21 protein-coding genes and 3 tRNA genes are annotated in these 25,392 nt (G+C 52.4%); 11 read left to right on the top strand and 13 right to left on the bottom strand.

Annotation, left to right across the window (positions count from 1 at the left end; translation table 11 throughout):
• Nucleotides 1-100: 100 nt before the first annotated feature.
• The 3 genes from TK_RS06320 to TK_RS06330 are packed head-to-tail and all read left to right on the top strand — an operon-like array spanning nt 101 to nt 1,668.
• Entirely contained in the window at nt 101-439 is a 339-nt protein-coding gene (locus TK_RS06320) for a DNA-binding protein (protein WP_011250229.1), read from the top strand.
• An 11-nt stretch (nt 440-450) separates the two neighbouring features.
• On the top strand, nt 451-765 hold the full coding sequence (locus TK_RS06325) for a hypothetical protein (protein ID WP_048053717.1): 315 nt from the start codon (nt 451-453) through the stop codon (nt 763-765).
• The gene (locus TK_RS06330; RefSeq protein WP_011250231.1) at nt 766-1,668 is read left to right on the top strand and encodes a transcription initiation factor IIB; all 903 of its coding nucleotides are present in this window, start codon (nt 766-768) and stop codon (nt 1,666-1,668) included. It begins immediately after the preceding gene.
• Here the strand turns inward: TK_RS06330 and fen are convergent, their stop codons facing one another.
• Nucleotides 1,669-2,691, bottom strand: coding sequence for a flap endonuclease-1 (gene fen, locus TK_RS06335; RefSeq protein WP_011250232.1), 1,023 nt, complete (start codon nt 2,689-2,691; stop codon nt 1,669-1,671). It abuts the gene before it with no gap.
• An 86-nt stretch (nt 2,692-2,777) separates the two neighbouring features.
• Nucleotides 2,778-3,980 (bottom strand): molybdenum cofactor synthesis domain-containing protein, encoded by a 1,203-nt coding sequence (gene glp / locus TK_RS06340; RefSeq protein ID WP_011250233.1) that lies wholly within the window; start codon nt 3,978-3,980, stop codon nt 2,778-2,780.
• Between the two features lie 108 nt (nt 3,981-4,088).
• Between glp and TK_RS06345 the strand changes: the two genes are divergently transcribed.
• Entirely contained in the window at nt 4,089-4,733 is a 645-nt protein-coding gene (locus tag TK_RS06345) for a DUF7411 family protein (protein WP_048053718.1), read from the top strand.
• A 96-nt stretch (nt 4,734-4,829) separates the two neighbouring features.
• Here TK_RS06345 and pfpI read toward each other — a convergent pair whose 3' ends face one another.
• Nucleotides 4,830-5,330 (bottom strand): deglycase PfpI, encoded by a 501-nt coding sequence (gene pfpI / locus TK_RS06350; RefSeq protein WP_011250235.1) that lies wholly within the window; start codon nt 5,328-5,330, stop codon nt 4,830-4,832.
• Nucleotides 5,331-5,430: 100 nt separating this feature from the next.
• Entirely contained in the window at nt 5,431-5,886 is a 456-nt protein-coding gene (locus tag TK_RS06355; protein WP_011250236.1) for an Lrp/AsnC family transcriptional regulator, read from the bottom strand.
• A 110-nt stretch (nt 5,887-5,996) separates the two neighbouring features.
• On the opposite strand from TK_RS06355, the gene TK_RS06360 reads away from it, so the two are divergent.
• Nucleotides 5,997-7,163, top strand: coding sequence for an OBG GTPase family GTP-binding protein (locus TK_RS06360; protein ID WP_011250237.1), 1,167 nt, complete (start codon nt 5,997-5,999; stop codon nt 7,161-7,163).
• A gap of 1,051 nt (nt 7,164-8,214) precedes the next feature.
• On the opposite strand, the gene TK_RS06370 is transcribed toward TK_RS06360, so the two are convergent.
• Nucleotides 8,215-8,292 (bottom strand) — tRNA-Ile (locus tag TK_RS06370).
• Between the two features lie 6 nt (nt 8,293-8,298).
• Nucleotides 8,299-8,374 (bottom strand) — tRNA-Asn (locus TK_RS06375).
• 93 nt (nt 8,375-8,467) lie between these two features.
• On the opposite strand from TK_RS06375, the gene TK_RS06380 reads away from it, so the two are divergent.
• Nucleotides 8,468-8,544 (top strand) — tRNA-Thr (locus TK_RS06380).
• On the opposite strand, the gene upp is transcribed toward TK_RS06380, so the two are convergent.
• From upp to TK_RS06415, 7 genes are all read right to left on the bottom strand, one after another.
• The gene (upp, locus tag TK_RS11745; RefSeq protein ID WP_011250238.1) at nt 8,523-9,215 is read right to left on the bottom strand and encodes a uracil phosphoribosyltransferase; all 693 of its coding nucleotides are present in this window, start codon (nt 9,213-9,215) and stop codon (nt 8,523-8,525) included. The two genes, TK_RS06380 and upp, sit on opposite strands and share 22 nt — an antisense overlap.
• A 70-nt stretch (nt 9,216-9,285) precedes the next feature.
• Entirely contained in the window at nt 9,286-10,719 is a 1,434-nt protein-coding gene (locus TK_RS06390) for an MATE family efflux transporter (protein WP_011250239.1), read from the bottom strand.
• A gap of 64 nt (nt 10,720-10,783) precedes the next feature.
• Nucleotides 10,784-12,196: an MATE family efflux transporter gene (locus TK_RS06395; RefSeq protein ID WP_011250240.1), complete on the bottom strand. Its 1,413-nt coding sequence runs from the start codon at nt 12,194-12,196 to the stop codon at nt 10,784-10,786.
• 61 nt (nt 12,197-12,257) lie between these two features.
• Nucleotides 12,258-12,674 (bottom strand): type II toxin-antitoxin system VapC family toxin, encoded by a 417-nt coding sequence (locus tag TK_RS06400; protein ID WP_011250241.1) that lies wholly within the window; start codon nt 12,672-12,674, stop codon nt 12,258-12,260.
• Between the two features lie 9 nt (nt 12,675-12,683).
• Nucleotides 12,684-12,911, bottom strand: a complete 228-nt coding sequence (locus tag TK_RS06405; RefSeq protein ID WP_011250242.1) for an AbrB/MazE/SpoVT family DNA-binding domain-containing protein — start codon at nt 12,909-12,911, stop codon at nt 12,684-12,686.
• A gap of 84 nt (nt 12,912-12,995) precedes the next feature.
• The gene (gene ppsA / locus TK_RS06410; protein WP_011250243.1) at nt 12,996-15,377 is read right to left on the bottom strand and encodes a phosphoenolpyruvate synthase; all 2,382 of its coding nucleotides are present in this window, start codon (nt 15,375-15,377) and stop codon (nt 12,996-12,998) included.
• Nucleotides 15,378-15,506: 129 nt separating this feature from the next.
• Nucleotides 15,507-17,984, bottom strand: coding sequence for a glycosyltransferase family 39 protein (locus TK_RS06415; protein WP_011250244.1), 2,478 nt, complete (start codon nt 17,982-17,984; stop codon nt 15,507-15,509).
• Nucleotides 17,985-18,039: 55 nt separating this feature from the next.
• Here TK_RS06415 and TK_RS06420 point away from each other — a divergent pair, with 55 nt between their 5' ends.
• The 5 genes from TK_RS06420 to TK_RS06440 all read left to right on the top strand — a co-directional run bounded on the left by TK_RS06420 (nt 18,040) and on the right by TK_RS06440 (nt 25,373).
• Complete coding sequence (locus TK_RS06420) at nt 18,040-19,119, top strand: membrane protein (RefSeq protein WP_011250245.1); 1,080 nt, start codon at nt 18,040-18,042, stop codon at nt 19,117-19,119.
• A gap of 315 nt (nt 19,120-19,434) precedes the next feature.
• Complete coding sequence (locus tag TK_RS06425) at nt 19,435-22,746, top strand: C1 family peptidase (RefSeq protein WP_011250246.1); 3,312 nt, start codon at nt 19,435-19,437, stop codon at nt 22,744-22,746.
• 42 nt (nt 22,747-22,788) lie between these two features.
• Nucleotides 22,789-23,088, top strand: a complete 300-nt coding sequence (locus TK_RS06430) for a DUF424 domain-containing protein (RefSeq protein WP_011250247.1) — start codon at nt 22,789-22,791, stop codon at nt 23,086-23,088.
• A gap of 45 nt (nt 23,089-23,133) precedes the next feature.
• Nucleotides 23,134-24,306, top strand: a complete 1,173-nt coding sequence (locus tag TK_RS06435; RefSeq protein ID WP_011250248.1) for a 60S ribosomal export protein NMD3 — start codon at nt 23,134-23,136, stop codon at nt 24,304-24,306.
• On the top strand, nt 24,306-25,373 hold the full coding sequence (locus TK_RS06440; RefSeq protein ID WP_011250249.1) for a DUF1464 family protein: 1,068 nt from the start codon (nt 24,306-24,308) through the stop codon (nt 25,371-25,373). The genes TK_RS06435 and TK_RS06440 overlap by 1 nt, the downstream gene beginning before the upstream one ends.
• Nucleotides 25,374-25,392: the final 19 nt, after the last annotated feature.

Genomic DNA, 25,392 nt, shown 5'->3' on the forward strand with positions numbered 1-25,392 from the left:
TCAAGGGTTTATTACATTCTTGAGTTGTTATTCTCCCTTTAAGCTTTTCGTCCCAATACCTTTTTAACGGGACTTCCAATTTTAACCTGGAGGTGAGAACATGGCGGAGGACATAGAGGAGATCAGGAAGCGCAAGCTCATGGAGCTCCAGAAGAAGTACCTCGAACAGCAGAAGGCCCAGGAAGAAGCCCTTAAGCGGGAGATGGAGCTGGAAGCGCAGCTGGAGGCAATAATGAGAAAAATCCTCACACCCGAAGCAAGGGAGAGGCTTGGAAGGGTCAAACTAGTCAAACCCGAACTGGCGAGACAGGTTGAGCTTCTCCTGGTTCAGCTCTACCAGGCGGGGCAGATAAGGGAGAGAATAGACGACGCAAAGCTGAAGAGGATTCTGGCCGAGATAGACGCCAGAACGAGGAGAGACTTTAAGATCAAGTGGTAAAGGGATCGCATATGGACGCTTCCCTGATCATCAAAATCCTCGACGAAAAGGGAGAGGTAAGTCTGGACACATGGAAGGTCGTCTCCATAAAGGAGAACGACGATGGGACTGCCGATATACTCTACAAGAACAAGCACGTCGGCAGTGATGGTGATCCCGTCTTCCTGTGGATCTATGCCAACATAGTTGAGGAAGACGACGATGTTCGCGTTCTTGAGAGGATAACCTTCAAGAAGGAGGATATCCTCTGGTTGGTTAGGTACGTCTTTCCGAAGGTTAAGGTTATAAGGGGTTTGCCCAACAGCCCGCCGGCCGGGGGTGTTTGAGTGAGCGGGAAGAGAGTCTGTCCCGTGTGCGGCTCAACGGAGTTCATATACGACCCCAGCAGGGGTGAAATAGTCTGTAAGGTTTGCGGTTACGTTATCGAGGAGAACGTGGTCGATGAGGGCCCCGAGTGGAGGGCCTTTGATCCGGGCCAGAGAGAGAAGAGGGCGCGCGTCGGTGCTCCCGAGAGCATACTGCTCCACGACAAGGGACTTTCCACCGACATTGGAATAGACAGGTCGCTAACTGGCTTAATGCGCGAGAAGATGTACAGGCTGAGGAAGTGGCAGTCCCGTCTCAGGGTCAGCGACGCCGCTGAGAGAAACCTCGCCTTCGCCCTCAGCGAACTTGATAGGCTCGCGAGCAATCTAAGCCTCCCGAAGCACGTCGAGGAAGAGGCCGCAAGGCTCTACCGTGAAGCAGTGAGGAAAGGACTCATAAGGGGACGCTCCATAGAAGCCGTCATAGCCGCCTGTGTTTACGCCGCCTGCAGGCTTCTGAAGGTCCCGAGAACCCTTGATGAGATTGCCGACGTCTCTCGCGTTGATAAGAAGGAGATTGGAAGGAGCTTCCGCTTCATAGCGAGGCACCTGAACCTCACTCCAAAGAAGCTCTTCGTCAAGCCCACGGATTACGTGAACAAGTTCGCCGATGAGCTGGGTCTCAGCGAGAAGGTCAGGAGGAGGGCCATAGAGATCCTCGAAGAGGCCTACCAGAGAGGCCTCACTAGCGGAAAGAGTCCAGCAGGATTGGTGGCAGCCGCCCTCTATATCGCGAGCCTCATGGAAGGGGAGAAGAGGACCCAGAGGGAAGTGGCGGAGGTTGCCAGGGTCACCGAGGTTACCGTGAGGAACAGGTATAAAGAGCTGGTAGAAAAGCTGAACCTCAAGGTTCCGATAGCCTGACTATCGACCGAACCAGCTCTCTAGGGTTCTCTGCTTTCCCGCTTTTACCGCTTTTTTCAGCCTTTCGAGGCCGTTCTTAACGCGCTCCTCGCTGAAGTCGTGCTCGTCGCAGAGGAACTTTAGGATCCCTTCCTCGTCCGGCTCGCGCCACTTAAGCTCGTAGTCGTCAGTAACAGGGGGATTTAGGAAGAACTCCTTTATGGCGTAGAGGTCAACGTCGCTCTCCTTCTGGTACTTGGCCAGCGGGTCTTTCGTTCTCTTAACGATTGTTAAGGCTTTCTTCGGCCCTATCCCCTTTATTCCGCCAGGGTTGTAGTCAGTCCCGACCAGAATGGCCAGCTCGATGAGCTTCTCCCTGTCTATCCCGAGCTCCTTAAGAACCTCTTCCAGAACCACCAGCTCCGGCTTGACCTCGACGTAAACGTTCTTTCCGGGAAGTTTTCTCCTCCCAGTTATCGTGAGGTTCCTTACGAGCCTCGGCGCACCGAAGAGGAGTGAGTCGTAGTCCTGGCTTGCAGAGGCATAGACAGCTTTTTTGGCGGCCATGTAAGCCGCTTGAGCTTCTCCCTCACTCGGGGCCTGAACGACTGGAATACCCATGAGCTCAAGGAGCTTTTTGGCGTCGTTTATCAGCTCCTCGTTCACCCTCGTGGCGCGCATCGCGTACTTCTTGGCCTCCTCAAGGTCACCCTTCTCAAGGGCCTCGTACCACTTCTCCTCTGCTTCTTCCCTTGCCTCACGCCTCTTTTCAAGCTCCCTCTTCTTGAAATCCGGTGGCTTGCCGTCGAAGACGTAGGCCGGCTTTATACCAGCTTCCATCAGGTTGATGGTTCTGTAGAAGAAGCCGCTGAGGTGAGAAGTGATCCTGCCCTGTGAGTCCATTAGTGGAGTTCCATCGCGCTGCCTTATGGTTGAGAGGAACTGGTACATGGCGTTGAAGGCGTCTATGGCAACCTTCTTGCCGTAGAGACTTTCCAGCTCGATTTCCTTTCTCGGTATCAGCTCACCTATCTGGACTCCCATTCTCACCACCGGAAAAGATGAGAAAAAGAAGTATTTAGGCTTTGCCTCAGCCTGCCAGTTGTACAGTATCTCCAAAGTGTAGAGAGTCACCCAAACAGCGTGACCTCAACCTCTTCCCCAGCTTCGAGGATTTCAACGGTCTCTGGAACTTCTATGAATCCATCAGCATCCACAAAGCTTGTCACCGCGCCGCTGCCCTTCAAAATGGGCACTGCTTTCTCCCCTTCAATCCTGACCGGAAGGAACTGTCTCCTTCCCTTGACGGAAAATACCTTGTGGGCGAGCCTCTTCTTGACCTTTCTGACTTCAGAACTCCTTCCAATCAGCTTTCTCAGGAGCGGTGCCACGAGGAGCGTGAAGTTTGTCAGACAGCTCGTTGGGTAGCCTGGAAGCCCGAAGATCGGCTTGCCGTTGATTTCCCCAATGATAGTTGGCTTTCCGGGCTGTATTGCTATCCCGTGGATGTAAACCCTGCCAAGCTCCTCAATTATTGAGCTCGTAAGATCCCTTATTCCCCCGCTTGCCCCACCGCTGAGGAGGACGACATCACAGCACTCAAGTCCCTCGAGTATCAGGCTCTTCAAGCTCTCGCGGTCGTCCCTTGCTATGCCGAGGAAGAGCGCCTCCCCTCCAAGCTCCCTGACGGCATCGGTTATGGCCCTTCCGTTGATGTCGTATATCTTGCCCGGTTTGAGCTCTTCTCCTGGTGGGATTATCTCATTTCCGGTGCTTATCACGGCAACTTTTGGTTTTTTAAACACCGGCACTTCGGAGATACCAACCGCCGAAAGGAGGGCAGTTTCCTTGAAGCCGAGCCTGGTTCCTTTCTTCAGCAGAAGCTTGCCCTTTGGAATGTCCGCCCCTGCCTTCATAACTCCGAGGCCAGGATAGGCAGGCTTGTAGATGATGACGGTGTCCCCATCCCTGTCAACGTCCTCGAACTGAATGACCGCATCGGCGCCCTCTGGAAGGGGTGCACCAGTGGATATATAGACTGCTTCCCCTTCCTTCAGCTGGATTGAAGGGGTATCTCCCGCGTTTATCTCACCCACGACCTTCAGCTTAACAGGTTCGCTCTCGCTCGCCATGAAGGTATCCTGAGCGCGAACTGCGTAGCCATCAACGGTGGCCCTGTCAAAGGGGGGAACGTCTATTGGGGACACAACGTCCTCTGCAAGAACCCGACCAAGGGCCTGTTCAAGCGAAACTTTCTCGACTTTCGGTTCAAGGTTAAAGGACTCGATGACCTTTACTGCCTCCTCGAGCGGAACAACCTTAAGGAACGCCATTTCCACCACCGAAGTTAATGGTTCCATCGCCTATAAATCGATTGCGTAAACGGAATGGCTTAACAGAACCGCTAAAAAACGACGGCATAAGTGGAAAGAGGTGAGATGATGAAGGTATACCACCTCTACTCGGGCGGCAAGGACTCCAGCTTGGCGGCGTGGATTTTAGCAAAGCTGGGCTATGAGGTCAGGCTTGTTACCGTAACTTTCGGAACGCTCGATAACTGGAAGTACGCGGAGGAAACGGCCAGAAGACTTGGCTTCGAGCATGAAATTCTCAAGCTCTCAGGGGAGATCCTTGAGCGGGCCGCCGAAATGGCAGTTGAAGACGGAAGACCCGGAAGGGCGATTCAGTTCATCCACGAAAAGGCTCTTGAGGCCCTGGCCTCGAAACCTGATGTTGAGAGGGTTAGTGACGGAACGAGAAGGGACGACAGAGTTCCATACCTCGACCTGCCAAAGGCACGTTCACTTGAGGATCGGTTCGGGGTGGCGTACATAAGGCCTCTCCTCGGCCTCGGCTACAGGACGATAAACGAGCTCGTTGGAAGGCTCTTTGAGGTCGAGATAAGGGAGAGCGAGGAGCTTGAGAAGAGCGACTACGAGGTCGAGCTTAGGCACCTCTTAAGGAAGAGAGGAATTGACCCGCTGTCAATATTCCCGAAAATGCACTATCAGTCCAGGGTTCTTGGATGGAAGGAAGAAAAGCTGACCTCCTCCCCATCGCGAACGGCCAGGGTTCCAAAGAACTGACCCCACTACCGGCGGAAAGGTATAACAGTTCCCCACCACTTGCCTACCTGTCTTCAGTAACAGCTAAGGAAAAGAATTGAATCAGAAAGAAAAAATTCACCTAAGAAGCTTGACGAACTCTCTCATCCAGGCGTACAGGTCCCCTGGGTGCCTTGAACTGACCCAGTTTCCGTCAACGACGACCTCCGCGTCAATCCACTCGGCGCCAGCGTTCTTCACGTCGTCCCTGATGGTTACCGTGCTCGTGCCCTTCCTTCCCTTCAACACGCCGGCGGAGATGAGTATCTGCGGCCCGTGGCAGATGCTTGCAACTGGCTTTCCGTCCTCGAACATCTTCTTCGTTATCGCGACGGCCTTTTCGTTCAGCCTGACGATCTCCGGTGCCCTTCCTCCAGGGAGAACCAGCGCGTCGAACTCGTCCGGATCAACCTCGTCAAAGGCAAGGTCAACGTTGACCGTGTAGCCGTGCTTGCCCGTTATCTTGCCCCTCTGGAAGCTGGCGACATAGACTTCATGGCCCTCTTCCTTGATCCTGTGGAGAGGATATATCAGCTCAAGGTCTTCAAAACCGTCAGCACTCAGAATCAAGACCTTCATCTCAATCACCCCCATAACATTCAGATAAAGATTGAAACTCGACATTTATAACCCTTGCTGGACAGAAATGACGAACACGTGTAAACATTAAAAAGAAAGTTCAGAGCGGCAGTTCGGTGGTCTCCTTGTGAACCTTGAGGACGACCATCGTGTGCGTTGCATCAACTCCTTCAATGCTTCCCATCTTGTCGAGGAACTCGTTGAGCTCTGAGCTGCTTCTAGTCCTGATTTTCACGATCATGTCGTAGTCGCCGGTGGTCTCATAGACCTCGCATATCTCGGGGTACTTCTTAAGCTGGTCAGCGACGTGGCCGTACATCCCAGCCTTGGCCTTTATGAGGATGAACGCGAGTATGCTGAAACCTAGAGCGTTTGGATCCAGGATGACCGTGAACTTCTTTATTATTCCCTTCTCCTTAAGCTTCTTTATGCGCTCGTATATCGTGGACTCGGCAAGTCCCACTTCCTTTGATATTTCTCGAAGGGGAGTTCGGCTGTTCTTCTGGAGAATCATGAGGATTTTCTTATCGACTTCGTCAAGACCTCCTCTAGCCATAAACATCACCACACGGGGAAAATTTTTCGGAAGAGCTTATAAATTTGCCGACTATAGGATACCATACGTTTATAAAAACCCGTTCGTCTTTGCGGAAGGGGGTGACAGGAATGCCAACGAACGTAACAGCGGAATACCTTGCCGCGGAAGAGGAGTACAGGAACGCCAAGACCATTCCAGAGAAGATCCGCGCCCTGGAAAAGATGTACGCAACAGTCCCGAAGCACAAGGGTACGGAAAAGCTTAGACTCCAGATCAAGAGGAAACTCGCGGAGCTCAGGAAGGAACTTGAAAAACAGAGGCAGATGCGCAAGGGCGGTGGCGGCCCCTCAATGGCAGTAAGGAAGGAAGGTGCAGCTCAGATCGTCCTAGCCGGTCTCCCAAACGTCGGTAAGAGCTCCCTGATGAGGGCGCTGACGAACGTGGATGCCGACGTTGCCGACTACGCTTTCACAACCGTCGAGCCGATTCCGGGAATGATGCACCACAAGGACGTTCAGATACAGCTGGTCGAAGTCCCTGGATTAGTGGAGGGTGCGGCACTAGGAAAGGGAATGGGCCCCCAGCTGTTGAGCGTTATCAGGAACGCCGATGCGATAGCCATCGTTGTTGACCTTTCCCAGGACCCGGTTAAACAGATGGAGATCCTCCTGAGGGAGTTTGAGAGGGCGGGCATCAAGGTGAACAAGAGGAAGCCAAAGGTGGAGATAAAGAGGACGGCCAGCGGCGGTATCGTCATCAACGGTCAGGAGAACATAAAGGGCGACATCCAGGAAGTCATGAAGATGCTCAGAGAGGAAAGGATACACTCTGCGGAGATAACCGTTAAGGAACCTGTGACCCTAGAGGAGTTTGCTGACGCGCTCGATGAAAGCCTCGTCTGGAGAAGGGCGATCATCATAGCGAACAAGGGCGACGCTCCTGGAAGCAAGGAGAACTACGAGAAGCTTGTCAAAGCCTACGGCGACCGCTTCAAGATAGTGCCGGTCTCGGCGAGGAGAAAGATTAACCTCGACAAGCTAAAGGACGAGCTTTATGAGCTGGCTGGGATTATCAGGGTTTTCACCAAGAGCCCCGGAGAAGAGCCCGCTTATCCGCCGGTGGCGCTCAAGAAGGGTTCAACGGTTATGGATCTAGCTGAAAGAATCCACAAGGACTTCGCCAAGAACTTCCGCTACGCGAGGGTCTGGGGCAAGAGCGTCAAGTTCCCCGGTCAGCGCGTTGGGGCCGACCACGTGCTCGAAGATGGAGACATAGTGGAAATACACGCAAGGTAGTGTTGTCCATTATTTTTAGATCTTCTCTGGATATTAGCCTACCTTTCCCAAACTCCCTTTGGAAGTGATTCTAGAGGAACCAAGAACTTGGCGAACCCAACGGAACTACCGTTCCGTGCGTTGAAGCAGAGCTTCAACGTCGCGCAGGAAGCTTTTAGAAAAAGCTTCACCAATGAAACTTTGCAAGCAAAGTTTCATCAAAGTGCGTGGTTCGTGTTTGACGGAGCATTTTGGGCGGATTTTCCTTTTGAACGCTGTTGGGAGTGGCGAATTCTATTTTTAATTTGCCCGATCTGTGTGAGTTTGCTTTTTAATTGACGCCCCACGGGCGTCAAGGTGTTAGAAACTCCTTTTAGAGGGCTGAAATTGGGAATTCACTAATGCTAGCTTGTGTATCTTGAAAATCCTTTTGAATCAGCCAATTGAAAGTAAACCCCTCATAAAACGAGCCTGTTTAAAAGAGCATATCAACTTTCCGCCATCCGTTAAGGACGCTTGAACGACAGTGAAAGCGGCGCTGAAGCTTTTAGAAAAAGCTTCACCAAAAGTTTGAATGTCTTCGTGATATTGGCTGAGAATTGGAATTCTCATGACAAATTTGCAGATGAATAGGGGTTTTCTTATTTTTAACGCCTTTCGGGCGTTATACTGCGAGCAAACCCCTTGAGGATTTCCAATTTATGGTGAGAATCACTGAAAAGCTGGGCACTCAAAAAGGACATTCCATCTTTGATGAAACTTTGCCCACAAGCTTTTGGAAAAAGCTTGACCAAAAGTTTGTAGCTCTTCTTCAAGGAGAGTTTTATTTTAGGATTTTAGACTGCAAGTGCTCATTTTTGAGTGAGAACCTTTTAGGAAGCTTCTTGAAGAGGGTGTTTTCTTTTCTTTGACGCCCTTTGGGCGTCGATTTTGAGTTAAACACGCACTAACAGGAGAGTTTAGAAGTTCTCTCTTTTGAACACAATTGCTCGACGAGAAAAATCACATGAAATTGGCATTCTGGAAAAGAGCTACGAGCCTTGATCAAACTTCGCCTGCGCGAAGTTTGTACTGGTGGGCCCGGGGGGCTTTGAACCCCCGACCACGCGGTTATGAGCCGCGCGCTCTGACCAGGCTGAGCTACGGGCCCACCTGATGGCGCCGCCGCCCGGATTCGAACCGGGGACCGCCGGATTAACAGTCCGGCGCTCTACCAACTAAGCTACGGCGGCTCGACCCAATGTAGGGAATGAGAGGTTGATTTATAAATTTTGCGGTTTTGAGAAAAGAAAAATTTATAACTACTCATTCAACTCTTATCCCGTGCCCCGGTAGCCTAGCCTGGCGGGGCGGCGGACTTGTAATCCGCAGGTCGCGGGTTCAAATCCCGCCCGGGGCTCCATCTTCAAACCTTATCGGTTCTCCGAACGCTCTATCTCCGGCGTCTCCGAGGCCCGGAAGTATGTATCCGTGATCGTTGAGCTCTCTATCTATTGCCGCCACGAACATTTCGACATCCGGGTGAGCTTCCTTTATCCGGGTTATTCCCTCTGGGGCTGCTAGAACGCCGACTACCACGTAGCGCTTGGCGTTACCGTACTTTTTAACCTCATCCAGGACTTTGATGAGCGTTGAGCCGGTTGCTATCATCGGGTCGGCTATTATGACGGTGTCTTCCGCCTTTATCCTGGGCACTTTGACGTACTTCATCTCAATCTCGAACTTTGGCGCCTTTCCACGGGATGCGGAGACTATTCCAACCCTGGCGTGCTCGAAAACTTTAATGAGGCCCTCCATTAATGGAATCGCAGCCCTAAGAACGGTGATTATCACGACGTTTCTGCGGTCCTTCACGATTATGCCCTCTGTTTCTTCCAGCGGCGTTCTGATGGGGACTTTTTCGGTCGCCATAGTCTTGGTTATTTCGTATGCCATGTAACGTCCAAGTTTGACGAGGCCCTTTCTGAACGCTATCGGGCCAGTGCTTTCGTCCCTCAACTCCGTGAGAATCTCCATTATGAAGGGGCTGTCCTCAAAAGAGTACACACCTTCCCAGCGCTCGTCCCTCTTCATGGACTTCACCGTTGGGAGTTGGGGCCTGGGTTTATTAGACTTCCGTTTGCCGATTTTTGGTAAGGAAGTGCTACTCTTTTGATTCCTCCTCGATAATGCGCCTCATCCACGTTCCCCTGCTGAACCATATGAATGCCACTATCGCCGCCAAAAAGTTGCTCATGCCCATTCCGAAGAACACGCCCTTTGGGCTCATCCCGAAGAGCTCCGCGAGCGGAACTCTAAGCCCGAAAACCGTCACAGCCGCGACGTAGCCGAAGACGTAGCTCAGGGGTATCCTGAAGCCCCAGAGGCGAAGCATGCTGAGAACCATACTCTTCTTGGTGTGTCCAGCTGAGCTAAAAGTCCTCGTAACAACGACGAAGATTCCATTAAAGAACGGAACGGAAATCAGGAAGTATTTGAGGACGTACTCGCTCTGGGCTATGACCTTAGGGTCGTCAAGGAAGACCTTGAATACTGGAACCCTGAAGAGTCCGATTATCAGGATCGCTGAAGAGGCTATGAGGAAGTTTATAACCATTGCCCTCTCGGCTATCCTCTTGGCCCTCTCGTACCTCTCCGCCCCAATGTTCTGGGCTATCATGGTTCCCATAGCCATGCTGACGCCCCTTGCTATGCTCGTGATGAAGTTCACGAGGCGGGTGGTTATTGTGTAGGCCGCGTAGGTCACATCTCCGTACCCGTAGATGATCCTCGTGAGGACGACAAAGCCGAAGCTGTTGGCTGACTGGCCGACGGCTGAGGGAAGGCCAACACGAAAAATCCTCGAGTAGAACTCCATATCCGGCCTGAGCGTTTCCCTCGTGAGGTGAAGGCCGGCCCTTCCGCTCGTTAAGAGACGAGCACCTATGAGGGCTCCGGTGGCGTTTGAGAGGACAGTTGCTATGGCCGCCCCAGCAACACCCCACTCGGGGAAGGGCCCAATTCCGAAGATCAGGAGAGGGTCGAGCAGGATGTTCATGGCAACTGTGAGCATGCTTATCTTCACGGGTGTTTTTGTATCGCCAGAGGCTCTCATAAGGGCGGAGAACGCCATGAACGTGAAGGAGAAGGGAACACCAGCGAAAACGACGGTGGCGTAGGCCTTGGCGTAGGGGTAGACGTTTGGAGTGACCTTCATGAAGTGGAGCGCGTAGGGCAGGATTGCCAGGCTTATCAAAGCGGTAGCGGTGGAGAAGAAGAGCATAAGGGAGTAGAGAGCCCCCGCTGAACGGTTAGCCCTCTCGTAGTTTCCAGCCCCGATGTACTGCCCTACGAAGGCGAAGCCCGCTGTTGCAAATCCCATGCCGAGGGCCATGAGGGTTCCTATTATCGGCCAGCTCGTTCCCGGAGCGGCCAGGGCTTCCCTGCCAAGCTTGCCGAGCCAGAAGGTGTCGGTTATGTTGTAGAGAACCTGCACGAGGTTGCTGACGATTAGAGGGTAGGCTAACTTGAGGAGGGTCTTCTCTATCGGCCCGTTGAGAATTTCCTGCCTCATTGCCTGAATCTTTCCGCGCTCCATCCCTACCACAGTAAGACGGGCATCGAAGCGGGGATATAAAAAGTTAATGGATGTGGAGTTAAAACTAATGTTTCTCGATTATCGCCCTCATCCAGCTTCCCCTGAGGAACCATGCGAGCGCTATGACCGCTCCAAGAACGTTGCTCAGACCCATTCCAAGCCACATTCCTGCCGTATCTCTCATCAAAACCCCGAGGCCGTAGCTGAGCGGGAGTCTTATACCCCAGAGGCGGATCATCCCGATGACCATGCTCTTCTTTGTGTGCCCCGCGCTGTTGAACGTGTTGTTCACGGCCGAGAATATTCCGAAGAACGGAAGCGAGGCGGAGAAGTAAAGGACAACCTTCCTGCTCTCGGCTATTATTGCCGGGTCGTTAATGAAGAACCTGAATATCGGGACGCGGAAGGCTGCGAAGAGGATCGTCCCAGCGCTCAGGATAGCGAAGTTTATGAGCATCGTCTTCTCCGCTATTTTCTTAGCCCTCTCGTAGAGGCCCGCTCCAATGCTCTGGCCCACCATAGTCCCCATCGCCATGCTTATGCCGTCGGAGAAGGCGAACATGAAGTTGGTGAGCCTGTTGGTTATGCTGTATGTTGCGAAAGCCACGTCTTCATAGTGGGGAAGCCCATGTGCCTCTCCGTAGAGCCTTCCAACGGTGAAGATAACCCTCGTGAGGATGACGAAGCCGAGTGCAGTGGTTGATGAGCCGATGCTTGAAGGCAGGCCAACGCGGAAAATCCTCGAGTAGAAGTGGAAGTCGGGCTTGAGAGTCTCGGGCGTGAGGTGTATGCCCACTTTGCCCGTGAACAGGAGATAACCTCCAATGAGGGAGCCGAGGCTGTTGGAGAGCATGGTTGCCACTGCCGCACCAACGACACCAAGCTGTGGAAACGGCCCCCACCCGAATATGAAGAACGGGTCGAGGACGAGGTTGAGGAGAACCGTGCCGATGTTTATCTTAACCGGCGTCCTCGTGTCGCCAACCGCCCTCAGGAGGAAGTTGAAGGCGAAGAGCGTGAAGGAAAAGGGTATGCCCGCGAAAATTACCCTCGTGTAGCGGAGGGCGTAGGGGAATATCGTGTCGCTGACACCCATCAGGCGGAGGAGGTAGGGAGCGAGTATTACACCAGATACCCCAACAGCAGTCGCAAAGAGGAGCATGAGCGAATATAAAGCCCCAGCGTAGCGGTTGGCCCTATCGTAGTCCTTCGCCCCAACATACTGGCTCACGAAGGCGAAGCCAGCGGTGGCGAATCCCATCCCTATGCTCATGAAGAACCACACGAGGGGCCACGCCGTTCCGGGAGCCGAGAGCTCAAGCCTTCCGAGCTTCCCGAGCCAGAAAGTATCGGTGAGGTTATAGAGCACCTGGACGAGCTGGTTGATGATTAGGGGATAAGCTAGAATGAGGAGTGTCTTGACTATCGGCCCATTGAGTATCTGCTCGCGCATCCGCTCTACTTTCTCGCTCCGCATGATCGATCAGATGGAAATCTAAACGTTGGTATAAAAGGTTTATCGTGGATAAAAGAACCAGCTACTCTTCCACGATTTTGACATCGAGGTTCAGAAAGTGTCTGTCAAAGGTGTATATTTCATTTATGTCAAGTTCTCTCATTTTCAGGTAAGCTAAAGCGTCGTTCACGCTCACCCCTTTATCCCGAGCTATGAGAATAGCTTTGAGATAATCCTCAGTAGCAACGGGGAGGACAATGACGTTCTCAGCGGTTAGGAGGTCTTCAATGAATTCAAGGGCAATGGTTAGGTTTAATTTAGCCTCAAGGATGTTGGCCACCTCGCTGAGGTGGACTACTGTGGTTGCCACTTCTTCGCCGTTTTCAATTCTGGTAAGGATTTCTCTTGCCTTTTTCTTTCGTTCCAGCACCGAGGAGGGTACTTCTCCCTTTGGTTTAATGACCGCATACAAAAAGACGTTGGCATCGATGAACCTCATAGAGATCCCTCACTGAGGATTTATGTCCTTGAGAAGCTCCTTCTCGATGTCTTCTCCCTTCAGCTCGACTTCGAGGATGTCGAAGAACCTTGAAAGCCTGGGCTTCTTCCTGGGAAGTATCTCTATCCTGTCCTCGAGTTCGACGACTATAACCTCGTTTCCCCACCTCTCACGCCAGGACTTCGGCAAAACCAGCCTTCCCTGGGGATCGACTCTCTTAACTTCCACAGCACCCATAGAATCACCATTAAGGGATTTAGAATGGAACTAAATAAACCTTTTGCCAAGTGGAGAAAACGAAGTAGAAAAGAGGAGAGGACTTCAGAACTCAAGCTCGTCCTCTTCCTCGAAGAGCCTCTTCCTGGCGGCCTCGAGGAGGATCTTCTGCTCCTCCTGGGCAACGGTCTTCCTGATGAGCTCGACGGCATCCGGGTTAGCGGAGATGCTGTCGATGCCGAGCCTGACGAGGATCTTGGCCATCTTCGGGTCACTTCCGGCCTGTCCGCAGATGCTGGTTTCAACGCCGTGCTTCTTGGCGACCTTAATTACGTGCTTGATGAGCTTGAGCACGGCCGGGTGGGTCTCGTCGTAGAGGTGGGCGATCCTGTCGTTGTCCCTGTCGATGGCGAGGGTGTACTGAGTGAGGTCGTTGGTACCGAAGCTGACGAAGTCGATGCCCTCCTTGATGAGGTCCTCGATGATGAGGGCCGCTGCTGGAACCTCGATCATGATGCCCCACTCGACGTCCTTGTGCGGCTCAAGGCCGACTGAGCGGGCGATCTCCTTGGCCTTCCTGATCTGCTCTGGGTGGCCGACGAGCGGGAGCATGACGCCGATGTTGTTGTAGCCCTCCTCGACGACCTTCTTGATGGCGGTGAACTCGGCCTTGAGGAGCTCCGGCTGGTCGAGACCGCGCCTGATTCCGCGCCATCCGAGCATCGGGTTCCTCTCGTCCGGCTCGTCCTCTCCACCGGGCATCTCCTTGAACTCGTTGGTCGGGGCGTCGAGGGTCCTGTACCAGACCGGCCTCGGGTAGAAGGCAGCGGCAACGGTCCTGATACCGTCGGCGAGCTTCTCAACGAGCTCGTCGAACTTGCCCTCCTTGATGAACTTGATCGGGTGCTGGCCGATGCTGAGGATCATGTGCTCAGCCCTGAGAAGACCGACACCGTCGGCGCCGGTGGCGGCAGCCCTCTCGGCGACCTCGGGCATTGAGACGTTGACCTTGACCTTGGTCGCGGTGATGAGCGGAGCTCCAGCAACGACGACCTGACCGCCAGCGGCTCCAGCGGCCTTCTCCTCCTTCTTCTCGACGAGGCTCTTGACTATGCCCTTGTAGACGACACCGCGGGTACCGTCAACGGTGACGTAGTCGCCAGTCTTGAGCTTCTTGGTGGCCTCCTTGGTACCGACGACGGCCGGAATACCGAGCTCACGGCTGACGATGGCAGCGTGGCTGGTCCTTCCACCCTCGTCGGTGACGATAGCGGAGGCCCTCTTCATTGCCGGAACCATGTCCGGGTTGGTCATGGTAGTGACGAGGACGTCGCCCTCCTTGACCTTGTCGATCTCGCTGGCGTCGAAGATGACGACGACCCTACCGGCACCGATGCCCGGTGAGGCACCGAGACCCTTGAGGATGACCTCGGCCTCCTCAGTGCCCTCGACCTCCTCGGCCTTGGTCTCTTCCTTGAGGGTGGTGATCGGCCTGCTCTGGACGATGTAGAGCTTGCCGTCGTCCTTGTCGTAGGCCCACTCGATGTCCTGCGGCCAGCCGTAGTGCTCCTCGATCTTGGCACCCATCTTGGCGACCTCGATTATCTGCTCGTCGGTGAGAACCTGCTTCTCAACCCACTCCGGACCGAGGTAGTCGGCGACCTTGACGTAGACGGTGCCCTTGCCGGTCTCGGGGTTCCTGACGACCATGACTTCCTTCTTGGCGATGAACTTCTCCTTGATCTTCCAGGTGCCCTTCTCGACGATGTACTCGTCCGGGGTGACGCTGCCGCTGACGACGGCCTCACCGAGGCCCCAGCTGGCGTTGATCATGATCTCGTTCCTGTTGTTGGTGACCGGGTTGGCGGTGAACATAACACCGCTCTTCTCGCTGTTGACCATCTTCTGGACGACGGCTGAGAGGTAGACCTTGCTGTGGTCGAAGCCCTGCTTGGCCCTGTAGAAGGTAGCCCTGGCAGTCCAGAGTGAGGCCCAGCACTTCTTGACCTTGTCTATGACGTCATCAACGCCGTAGACGTCGAGGTAGGTCTCCTGCTGGCCGGCGAAGGAAGCCTCCGGGAGGTCCTCAGCGGTAGCGGATGAACGGACGGCGACGTAAACGGCATCCTTGTTAAAGCGGGCGCTGAGCTCCTTGTAAGCCCTCTCGATCTCCTCGGCTATCTCCGGGAGCATCGGAAGCTCGATGATCTTCTGCCTGATCTTGGCGGTGTTCTCCTGGAGCTGCTTGGAGTCGTCAACGTTGGTCTGGCTGATGATCTCCATAATCCACTCCTGGAGGGTCTTACCGTCCTCAAGCTTAACGTTCTCGACAAAGTACTTGTAGGCCTCTGCAGTCACACAGAATCCGGGCGGAACCGGAATTCCGGCCTTGGTGAGTTCACCAAGGTTGGCACCCTTTCCACCGACAAGGGGAACATCTTCCTTGCCGAGCTCCTCAAACCACTTTATAAACCTGTATTCGCTCATGGCGATCCCTCCAAATTAATTACTGCGGGTGATATATCAACCGGCCGCTTTTAAAATTAACTATCCAGACCTGTTCTTTGGTGTATAGGGATGAAAAAAGAGGAAAAAATGTCCATTAAAGCCCGTATGTCACGGAAGGAACTTTGGGAGGGGGTGCTGCTCGAGGAGGGAGTTCAGGAACTCGATTGCTTTCTCGCTTCCGTATGCGTACGTCATGTAGCGGTATATTGAAACCGCCGCATCGAGCGGGTGCGTCTCTTTGGTTGGGTCGAAGGTTTTCATGATGAAATCGAGCGTTTTCTGTGCCTGTTCTTCAAAGCCCGCCACGTGGTAAATATAAGCCATCTGAACGTAGCTTGTCCTCGAGTACGCGTAGGGGTAATTCTCTGCCTTAAGTCTACCTTCCTCGTCCTGCTGGTCTTTGAGCCATGTGGCGGCTTTTTTAACAGACTCTAACACCGTTTCGTCCCCTGTGAGCTGGTAATACCTTGCCAGAGCGGATGCTATCGCAAGTGTGGTACCGATGTTATCTCTCCAGTCTCCCGTTTTACCCTGCTCGTTCAATATCTCTCTAAGAACGTTTTTCTCCGTCGTGGCGTTCAAGATGCCGAGTTCCTTGTAGAGCGGAAGCAGCAGGGCGTTTACAACAAAGCTTCCCGATTTGTCCTTTGGGGTGGTCATGAAGTAATCTTCTTTCTCTCTGGACTTCAATAGACTGAGCGCTTTCTTGGTTCCGTTGAACTGGAACTTCCTGATGGGCTCCAGTGTGTACGCCGTGTACAGCGTGAAGTCGTTGGGAGGAACACCCCAAGGGAATGCCCCGTTCTCCATTTGCTTGTACTCTAGCCACTTTAGTAGCCAGTCTGCCCTCTCCTTAAACTTCCCATCTCCGGTTTTGTTGTACAGGTTGTAGTACAGATCAACCATCCATCCGTTTAAGTTGAAATAGGCCTTGTATCCTGTGTCGAAGTCGGCGTAGTTGTAGCCCGTCCAGAACCTCTCGAAAAAGTTCACCAGAGGGGAGTAGTCCCCATGGTACTCTATGGGGAGAGGCTGTTCTATTCTGAGTTCGGGCTCTGGGATGAACTTGTATATCACGGAACCACCATTGCAGAACTCTAGCTTAAAGTGGGTGTCATACGGGGCATATTCCATGAGGCCATACCTTATCAGTCCGTAGGAGTAGCGCGGTCTGTCAACGAATATGTAGCTCACGTTGTATTTTTTCATAAGATAGTAAACGAGACTCCTCTGGTTGGAGCTGAACATTATGACATGGTCCGTGTAAGCCCGCGCCGCTTCCTTTACCGTTGGGGCCTCACCGAAGAACCCCTGATAAACCTTTTTCCACACGACAACGTCCTTTCTGTGGGTGTTTCCAATCAAGAGGTATCCCATATCCCACCAAACGAGTATCGTGGCGTTTTCAGGGGTATTCTGAGATATCCACTCATAGGCCTCTTTGTCCGTTATGCTCGGAATCGATATATAATGGTACGCCCCATAGACCCCCTGGAATGTGGGAGTTAAGATTAAGACCGCTATTATGAGGACTTGGACTGCCCTCTTCTCAGGAAGGGTCTTTACAAGAGCGGAACCGAATCCCCGCACGTCATTTAGGACCCTCTTCAAAACGGGGCCAATTGATGGGAAAACGACATCTATAAAATAGTCCGAGGCGATTGCCGCAAGGGGAATTGTGGCGTAGGGATCCCTAAAGCGGAAGGAGACTCCACCCGCCAGCAGGAATGTCCAGGCCCACAGTACAAGTCCCCTCTGGAGGGGTCCTTTTTTGAAGTAATATGAACTCCCAAGAACCCCGAAGACGAGCTGGACAATTCCAACCCACTTGAAATATCCAAGGAAACTTACCTCGCTCCTCTGAAGCCGTAAAAATAGTTCTCCAAAAGTTGATTTTACCTGGGGCAGGCCAAGGTATGCCAGAAGTCCAGCAAGGACCAGGATGATTACATAGTGGACGTTGCGCTTTATGGTGGGCTCCAAATAAGACAGCAAGACTATCGCTGCCGCAAAGGCAAAGAATATCCATCCCCTGTGGGTTATGGTGTAGAGCCCAAAGGTCACTGCAAAGGGGATAAAGCTCGATACTGTCTTATTTTTAAGGAACCTTACACCAAAAAACATACTTAAAGAGAACAGAAGCAGCCCCATGTTTTCGGGTATGTAGAGGCTTGTTCTGTATATGAAGTTTGGGGCAAACGCCAGCAATAATGTCGCCAGGAGCGCCTTTTTTTCGTCCTCAAAGAGCTCTTTGTAGGCAAAGTAAAACCCCAGGACTGCAAACGTGCCGTAAACGGCTGGTATGGCGAGGAAGAAATAGTCCGAGTGGAATATTCTGTAGAGGAAGGCACCGACTATGTGAAAGAGGGGCGGATAACTGTAGGCACGGAGGCCGAGGAGGGACGGTAGATCCCGGGACACTGCCCCTATTCCACCTTCAGCAATTCTCAGGGTGAGGTCCCTATGAAGGTACTCATCATAAGCCGCCAGTAAGAGGTTTCTGTGCGGAATCAGTCTGATTATGAACGACACAATAATGAGCAACAATAGGTATATCATTGAAACGTATGTTCTCTTTCGCTCCACGGCCAACACCTCTAAAAGCTTTTAAGCGCAGCCATCAGCTTTTACTGGTGGTGTTGTGAGGGGGTTAAAAATATTTGGCCTTGCTTTTTTTGGATATCTATTTCTTGCACTCTACTCCAATTATTTGGATGAAGACCTTCGCGCCGTTGTCTATCAGAGGGGCTTTGAGCCCTCATCCGTCTTGCTTGGTTTCTTAGTTGCCCTGGTTTTTTTTATGGCGTTTGCCGCGGGCTATCTTTCGGGACTTCAGCTTCCACCATCATTCCTCATTGCACTGTTTCTCATACTCTCCCTTCACGACTTCCCGAATGCATTTTTAATCGCATTTGTGGCCGTGATTGGATACTATCTCAAGATTGACGTCTTTGAAAAGTTCTCCACTTTGGCCCTCTGGATCTCAATTCTCGGCCCCATCATCTTTTACTTAAGCATGGGCATTCCCCTTTTCCAGTGGGGACTCAGGTACAAAATCGTTGGTCCCCTCGTCCTTTTCGCCCTATTGGGAGCAGGGGGGCTAACATACTCGAAGTTTTCCACCAGAGCAAAAACACTCTTTCTCTTGGCTTATTCTGTCGTATACTTTCTCGGGACTTTCCGCTCCCTGCTTCTCCTCGGATACATCCCGTATCTGCTGGACTACACTCTGAGTCGTGAAAGAAAATGGCATGTTGTAATTTTTGGCTCGGCACTCCTTGGAATGGTGCTCATCATGAGCGGGAGCATCTCTGCTCTGCTTGTAAGAATTGGATTTACGTTTCTGGTTTTCCATAACCTGGTTCGCATCTCCCTTCCCTGGGGTTATTTTCACGGCTCGGTTCTCTTCAGTGAAGGCCCCAGAGCCCTGGTCTCACAGCTCTTTGGCGCATCAACTAACTACACGTACTTCTTTTTCGGTCAAGCGGTGGCTGATTTTGGCATATTTGGTCTTCTTGAGGCGTTTCTCCTCGGCCTCTTCCTTAGAGAGAGCGAAAGGGAGCATGAAACCTTTGTCTTTGTCTGTTCCCTCATGATATATGCCCTCGATTCTGGAATAGATGCGCTCATCCTGATGTTTATCATTGGAGCGTTGATTTTCCAGGATTTGAGGCTGACCATTATCGGGACGAGGACCACACCCAGAACAGGTTCAAGCTGATTCTTTTCTGCCCTAGGGACGAGGCTTTTGATAAGGAAAAGCAATGCTATCGCCGAAGTGATCCGGTTGAAGTTAATCCAACGCTAATCTTTGTTTGTTAGAGCTAAACCAATAATACCCGCATATGTCTCGGACTCACTCTGTCTTTGCGGTTTAGTGACCAATGACTATCCTGTGTAGTGTGGGCTCTTTTGATGATTATCTACCCCCAATGCCCTATATTCACCATTAGTGATAAGATGCGTTTACTCTCGGCGAAATCTTTATATCACTGCTGACATCTAGTTTCCAATGCCAAACAACGGAGGTGTTGCTATGAATCGAAAGGTGTTGAGCCTGCTAATCGTGGCAGTAATGGTGCTGTCGGTAGTGCCAGCAGTGCTTCCGGGGACGCTGGCAGCTCAGAACTCTCCAGAGAATCACAGTGTGATAAGGACACTAGAGGACACACTTGACAAGAGTCTGCTTCTTAGCTCATATAAAACGGGACTTAGATGGGTTTCGCCAGAGGAATACTCGAAAATTACGGGCATAAAATTTAAGCCCCTAACAGAGTCTGCCTTTAAAGAGGCTCTAATGAACGCTCCGTACTATCCGGGTAGGGAAACAATGGCAATATTGCCCTCTACCACAGGATACAAGGTGTCCTCAGGTTTGTCTCTTCCGCCAATGGTGTTCAACAATCTGTATCTCCCACCTATAGGGGATCAAGGTTACATTGGCTCGTGCAACGCCTGGAGTTCAACCTACTACGTCTGGACGTACATGATGAACTGGTGGAGGGACAATCCATATCCTCGCACGCCAGACGTCATCATGAACCCGAGCTTTACCTACAACCTGATTAACGGTGGCGTTGATGAAGGAAGTAACCCCTGGGATGCCATGACCCTTATATCTACAGTCGGTGCCGTTCCACTGGACGCGTTTCCACTCTATACATATCCTCCAAAGGAAGCATTTACAAATGGTACCCTTACAAATTACACTCTCTATTACGAGTGGTACAACGAAGCTATCTCCAGGTGGCCCAACATCACCCAGTGGATGATAGCACCGCGTAACAGCGGTAACGACTACATGTGGCAGGCCTCATTGTATGAGTACCAAGTTCCGGGTCAGTGGTACATAATAGACCTGTCCAACGACACCCAGTGGCAGTACCTCAAGCAACTGCTCGCTGCCGGTTACGTTGTGCAGTATGCTTATGGGGTAAGCTTTCCATTCGATGCGGTCAATATCTTTGACAGCGCGGATGAGATACTGCAGGCCCTTGATTACTGGGCAAGTTACGTCGCCACTGCGACGAACAACGAGACCTATTATCAGTGGGTCAACGAGACATATTTGAGCAACGAGACCTTCATACAGGGTCTGAAGCAGACCTTTATGCCCTACACTGAGACCAAAGCGTTTTATGACTTCACCAAGGAAACCGGCTGGTGGGAAGTTTGGTCCAAGTACATTGAGGTCAAGTATGGAAGGACATATTCGTTAATTAAAGGTGGCCACGCTGTAACCATCGTGGGCTACGATGACAGAGTCAAAACCGCAGACGGATATGGCGTTGTTAGGATAGCGAACTCTTGGGGCCAGAACTGGGGAGATGGGGGATACTTCTACATGAGCTACGAGGACATTCGGTTTGGAGAGGAATCGTTCCAACTGGCATGGGTATACGTTCCTAAGGCGGCCAACTACCAGCCGAAGCTCATGAGCGTCGTCGGCATAGCTCACCCCTTAAGAGGAGAGGTCATTGATGGGACCTACGATCCAAGCACGTATATGCCAGTTCACGAAGCTGGTATCCCGATAGTTGCAGAAGTAAATGGAACTCCAGTGTGGGGCATGAACTTTTTGGACTTCTACCATGATTACCTCCCTGAAAACGTCATTCCGTACCTTGCCAACAACCGTACTCTCCTTTATCGGAAACTTCCACAGGCTCACCCGTTCCCGAACAGCCCGATGGCATTCGACGTAAGTGGGCTTGGTGAAGGGTTAGCTTATTACATGGAAGAAACGGGTGATGCGCCAACTTACATGACTATCTACACAAACGTAAGCGATATAATCCCAGACAACATAACAGGTGAAATCTACAATTTCACACTTCTCTACCAGGGCCCGACCGGCGACTACATGCTTCTCGCCTCGGCTGATATAACCAATGGAACCATTCCCGACGGCGGATGGAAAGTTATCCCCATCGAGGTTCCGATAGTGCAGTACGGAAGCCTCACACTTTCAAATAGCTCAACAATAAACTTCGGCAACTTCAGCGTTGACGTGCTCAGCCTCGTCCCGCTCAAGGGCGCCTACGTCAGCATTGACGGAAAGGAGTACCAGCTCAGCGAGGAGAACGGTGGCTACTACTTCTACGGTACGGAAATAGACCAGAAGCTTAAGCTCCCTGCTGGAACATACAACTACACAGTCGTCGTCGTTTACCCGAATGGTAAGGAGGTCGCTCTTCCGACCAGAACAGTTACCATCGAAGGCCCAACGGTTGACATCCTATCCCCAGTTAACACAGTTTACAACACCTCAACCGTTGAGGTAGTTGTTAACGTTACCGACCCGTACGCCACCGTGACAAACGTTAAGGCCTACCTCAATGGGAAGCCCCTGAACCTGACGGCAAGCGGATCACTCTACGTTGCTACCCTCACTAACCTAACCAATGGAGAGTACAAACTAACTGTGATTGCAAACGACACGACTGGGGCATATGGAATTGCCACCAGGTTATTCGTCGTCCACACAAGCGCCAAGGTAACCGAGGTTATCGTAAACAACGAGACCAACGTTACCATCGGCGTCGTCGGCGGAAGCGCCAACGTGACGGCCGAGAACAACACCATCGTTGCTAACGTTTCCACCTCCTCCGGCGAGTTCACCGTTGAGATCCCAGTTGTGAACAACATACCCGCAGTCGTTGTGAACGCCTCCTCCGTTGACACCGTTGTAGCCGGAGGCAGCAACGCCACCCTGGTTGCCGGCTGGAACGCAACGTTGACTGAAGTTTCGACGAAGACAACCCCTGTAGATACCAAAGGCAACAAGAAGGTATACTCCGTGACCATAACAGCAAACGTTAGCATTGGCGAGAACGGTGTGGCAGTGGTGGCTCTCAGGGATGTCAACATAAGCAAGGTCTATGTTATAAAGAACGGGCAGAAGGTTCAGCTTACCACAAACAAGAGCAACTCACTCGGTTACTATTACAAGGAGGGCAATGTTATATTCGTAGTACTCAAAGAGGACCCGATCATTGTGGCGCAGGGAACAAAGGAAGTAACTGTACCATCAGAGAGCGGCATCTCCATCACGACCCTCAACTTCCTCGGCTACCGCTGGTACAACATATACCACGAGGAGTTCAACGAGACCTACCAGAAGGCCCTCGAACTCGGTGTGGACAACGAAACCCTCCAGAAGGCCCTAGAGCTCCACAAGGAGGCCGAGAAGTACTACGAAGAGGCCATTGAGATCACCGACGGCAACATACTCGCGTACCTCAGCGACCCGAGACTCATAAGGCCACTGCGCCTGGCGTACCTCAACGAGATGAAGGCAGTGAAGCTGCTCCTTGAAGCCATCGAGGAGCTTGAGGCCCAGGGCTGAAACCTTTTTAACCTCTTTTCTTCCTTTTCTCCCGGTGGTCAAATGATATATGTGAAGGTCTATCGCGTTCAGGGGGAGGTTCTTCTCGCCGCTTGCGATGAGGAGCTGCTTGGGAAGACATTCAGGGAGGGGGAGTTGAAGCTTGAGGTCAAGGAGCGCTTTTATAGGGGCGAACTCGTCGAGGAAGATCGCTTGAAAGAGCTTTTGGACGAGGCAACGATAGCAAACCTTACCGGCGAACGCTGCGTCTCGAAGGCGATAGAGCTCGGGTATGTCGATCCTGAAAGAGTCCTGAGAATCCAGGGTGTCCCGCATGCCCAGATGGCGAGGCTCTTCTTCTGAGTTAGGTTTTTAACTTCTCGTCTGGCACTCTCTCCGGTGAGAGCTGTGAGCGAGCGCTTTTGTTATAGATGTGGGATAAGCGAGAGAGAAGGTGGGCCCCTCATTGAGGGTCTCTGTCAGGTGTGCTACCGGAAGGAAAATCCCGTCCTTCTTATCGAGAACGAAATAAACACGGAGCTCTGCCAGAACTGCGGGAGCTACAAGAAGAGAGGAGTGTGGGTTGATCCCCACAGCTACGAACTTGAGGAGCTCATCTTTGAGGTTGCCGAAAACGCCCTGCTTGAAGCCCTTGAGGATTCCTTCAGCGACAAAATCCGCGAGTACGAGGTCGTATCACCTGAGGAGCTTGAAGAAACGGAGGAAATCCCCGTCGGCAGAGCAATCGTTTCATTTGAGCCCGTGGATTACCATATAGAGTACTTCCCGGCGATAATAACGTACGAAGTTCGTGTTAAGGCCAGAACCCACGAGCTTCAGCGAGAGCTACACGACGAGCGGAAGAAAGTTACAGTATACGTTCGCCAGACCGTCTGCCCGCGCTGTCAGAAGTTCCTCGGTGGTTATTTCGAGGCGATACTTCAGGTCAGGGCAGAGGACAGACCTCTAACGGAGGAAGAAAGAAAGGCCATCGGGAAGCTCGTCGAGGAGAAAGTGGATGAGATAATGCGCAAGGACAGGATGGGCTTCATACAGGACACGATAGAGAAGGAGGAAGGACTGGACTTCTATATGGGATCAACCAGCGCCGCGAGGAAGCTGGCCCAGGCCATAAAGGAGCGCTTCGGTGGAAAGATAAGCGAGGCCTACGAGCTAGTGGGCATGGACAGGCAGACGAGCAGAGAGGTTTACAGGACGAGCGTCAGCGTCAGAATACCCAAGTTCCAGAGAGGAGATATAGTCACGGACAAGCGGGGAACCGTTTACGAAGTCGAGAGGGTTGACGGCAAGGGCATGACCCTGCGCAATCTCTCCACGGGGGAGAGCGAGCACAAGGACTGGAAGACCCTCAGCAGGGAGGGAGTTGATACAGTCGAGCACGAGGAGAGCGAGGCGATGGTTACGAGCATAGGGAGGGACGAAGTCCAGCTCATGGATATGGAGAGCTATGAGACCTACGAAATTGAAAAGCCAGGAGTTGAGCTTACCGAGGGCGATGTTTACAGAGTTGTCTCTGTAAAGGGGAAGCGCTACATCCGTGGAAGAAAGGAGGGGGAGTAATGAGGGTTATAGGCGTCGACCCCGGAACCAAGAGCTTCGACGTGATAGGGCTTGAAGATGGGAGGATAAAGCTCGACCTCAGCTATCCGAGCGAGGTCGTTGCAGAGGATCCTGGAAGGATAGTGAAAGCCATTGAGGAGTTCAACGCGGACATAATCATCGGGCCGAGCGGCTACGGCGTCCCGCTCAAGCACATAAGCGAGCTCACCGATAGAGACCGCTTTGAGATGACCCTAGTTAGGGAGGAGGAGATGAAGGAAATACCCGTCCTCATCGGCCTCCAGGAGATGGTAAGCCAGATGGCCGAGAAGGGCATGAACGTCTGGTTCATCCCTGGCGTTATACACCTCCCAACGGTGCCAGAGTGGAGGAAGTACAACAAGATTGACATGGGAACAGCCGACAAGATGGCCATAACTGTCCTTGGAATCCACGACCAGGCAAAGAGGCTCGGTATCGATTACGCCGATGTCTCCTTCGTTCTTCTTGAGGTCGGCTTTGGCTACAACTACGCTGGAGCTGTTAAGGGCGGAAAGATAGTGGACGGCATTGGTGGTACAATTTTCCCGGGGCCGGCCTATGTGAACAGTGGAGCCCTCGACGGCGAGGTTGCCTATCTGATGGGCAGCATAAAGAAGTGGCATCTCTTCTGGGGCGGGGCGAGCGTAATAGCGGCCGAAAAGATACTCCCTCCAGAAGAGTTCGCCAAGAGGCTTGATGAAGAGCCCTTTGCGAAGGCCTGGGAGGCCATGAAGGACGGCTTTGTAAAGGCGGTTGCAAGCGAGCTGGCGGTCGTTGGAGATGCGAGGGAAATAATCCTCTCCGGCAGGCTGATGCGCATAGACGAGCTTAGAAAAGACGTTGAAGACCTCTTCGAGGAGCACTTTGACCTCCCAGTGGTCAAGCAGAGGGGCCTTGAGGGCAAGGCGAAGGAGGCCGCCCAGGGAAGCGCGATAATCGGAGACGGTCTGGCAGGGGGCCAGTTCAAGGAACTCGTTGAGCACGTTGAGATAAAGAAGAGCTATGGAAGCGTTCTAGACTGGGTGAAGCTCCCTCTGGCCCTTTAAGGTTTCTCTTTTCTGTCCA

Source organism: Thermococcus kodakarensis KOD1, from assembly GCF_000009965.1.
GTDB lineage: Archaea > Methanobacteriota_B > Thermococci > Thermococcales > Thermococcaceae > Thermococcus > Thermococcus kodakarensis.

Excerpts from the sequence above, each read along its gene's own strand:
- TK_RS06355 (WP_011250236.1), bottom strand. The coding sequence starts at position 5,886 with ATGGCTAGAGGAGGTCTTGACGAAGTCGATAAGAAAATCCTCATGATT.
- glp (WP_011250233.1), bottom strand. The coding sequence starts at position 3,980 with ATGGCGTTCCTTAAGGTTGTTCCGCTCGAGGAGGCAGTAAAGGTCATC.
- TK_RS06440 (WP_011250249.1), top strand. The coding sequence starts at position 24,306 with ATGAGGGTTATAGGCGTCGACCCCGGAACCAAGAGCTTCGACGTGATA.
- upp (WP_011250238.1), bottom strand. The coding sequence starts at position 9,215 with ATGAAGAGGGACGAGCGCTGGGAAGGTGTGTACTCTTTTGAGGACAGC.
- TK_RS06360 (WP_011250237.1), top strand. The coding sequence starts at position 5,997 with ATGCCAACGAACGTAACAGCGGAATACCTTGCCGCGGAAGAGGAGTAC.
- TK_RS06405 (WP_011250242.1), bottom strand. The coding sequence starts at position 12,911 with ATGGGTGCTGTGGAAGTTAAGAGAGTCGATCCCCAGGGAAGGCTGGTT.
- TK_RS06345 (WP_048053718.1), top strand. The coding sequence starts at position 4,089 with ATGAAGGTATACCACCTCTACTCGGGCGGCAAGGACTCCAGCTTGGCG.
- TK_RS06325 (WP_048053717.1), top strand. The coding sequence starts at position 451 with ATGGACGCTTCCCTGATCATCAAAATCCTCGACGAAAAGGGAGAGGTA.
- TK_RS06320 (WP_011250229.1), top strand. The coding sequence starts at position 101 with ATGGCGGAGGACATAGAGGAGATCAGGAAGCGCAAGCTCATGGAGCTC.
- fen (WP_011250232.1), bottom strand. The coding sequence starts at position 2,691 with ATGGGAGTCCAGATAGGTGAGCTGATACCGAGAAAGGAAATCGAGCTG.
- ppsA (WP_011250243.1), bottom strand. The coding sequence starts at position 15,377 with ATGAGCGAATACAGGTTTATAAAGTGGTTTGAGGAGCTCGGCAAGGAA.
- TK_RS06430 (WP_011250247.1), top strand. The coding sequence starts at position 22,789 with ATGATATATGTGAAGGTCTATCGCGTTCAGGGGGAGGTTCTTCTCGCC.
- TK_RS06395 (WP_011250240.1), bottom strand. The coding sequence starts at position 12,196 with ATGCGGAGCGAGAAAGTAGAGCGGATGCGCGAGCAGATACTCAATGGG.
- pfpI (WP_011250235.1), bottom strand. The coding sequence starts at position 5,330 with ATGAAGGTCTTGATTCTGAGTGCTGACGGTTTTGAAGACCTTGAGCTG.
- TK_RS06390 (WP_011250239.1), bottom strand. The coding sequence starts at position 10,719 with ATGGAGCGCGGAAAGATTCAGGCAATGAGGCAGGAAATTCTCAACGGG.
- TK_RS06400 (WP_011250241.1), bottom strand. The coding sequence starts at position 12,674 with ATGAGGTTCATCGATGCCAACGTCTTTTTGTATGCGGTCATTAAACCA.
- TK_RS06425 (WP_011250246.1), top strand. The coding sequence starts at position 19,435 with ATGAATCGAAAGGTGTTGAGCCTGCTAATCGTGGCAGTAATGGTGCTG.